Genomic DNA, 785 nt, shown 5'->3' with positions numbered 1-785 from the left:
TTGCATACAGCGAACGGTTCTCGTAGTGAATTTCCCCCTGCTGCGGCGTCAGGCGCGCGGAGATCGACTTCAGCAGCGTGGTCTTCCCGGAGCCGGATTCCCCGACAATGCCCAGCACTTCCCCCGGCCATAAATCAAAAGAGACATCGCTAAAGCCTTTGCCCGGCGCGTAACGGTGGGTCAGGGTATTGACCGAAAGTAACGGTTGCTTCATTGGTTTTTTGCCTCGCTCTGTTGGCGGCAATAATCGGTATCGGAGCAGACAAACATGCGGTTTCCGGCGTCATCCAGCACCACTTCATCAAGAGAGCTGTGGGTCGATCCGCAGATGGCGCATGGCTCATCCCACTGCTGAACGGTGAACGGGTGATCGTCGAAATCGAGACTTTCCACGCGGGTAAACGGCGGCACCGCATAGATGCGCTTCTCGCGCCCTGCGCCGAACAGCTGCAGGGCGGGCATCATGTCCATTTTCGGGTTATCGAATTTCGGGATCGGCGACGGGTCCATCACGTAGCGCCCGTTCACCTTCACCGGATAGGCATAGGTGGTGGCGATATGACCGAAGCGGGCGATATCTTCATACAGTTTCACCTGCATCACGCCGTACTCCTCCAGCGCGTGCATGGTGCGGGTTTCCGTGTCGCGCGGCTCGATAAAGCGCAGCGGTTCGGGGATCGGCACCTGGAAAATAATGATCTGATCTTCGGTGAGCGGCGTTTCGGGGATGCGATGGCGCGTCTGGATAAGCGTCGCATCGTCCGTGCGTTCGGTAGTGTTTACCC

At 58.1% G+C, this 785-nt stretch carries 2 protein-coding genes; both read right to left on the bottom strand.

Translation table 11 applies throughout. From position 1 onward, the window contains the following. Window positions 1–214, bottom strand: a 214-nt coding sequence (locus AC5O77_RS21760) for an ATP-binding cassette domain-containing protein (protein WP_494507170.1), incomplete at its 3' end; no start/stop codon positions are given. Next, on the bottom strand, window positions 211–785 hold a 575-nt coding region (phnJ, locus tag AC5O77_RS21755; protein WP_494507169.1), incomplete at its 5' end, for an alpha-D-ribose 1-methylphosphonate 5-phosphate C-P-lyase PhnJ. The genes phnJ and AC5O77_RS21760, both read right to left, overlap by 4 nt.

The organism is Stenotrophomonas sp. INTA L402-1, assembly GCF_059295135.1.
The sequence above is the reverse complement of the archived record's forward strand: the minus strand, read 5'-3'. Positions and strand labels throughout refer to the sequence as shown.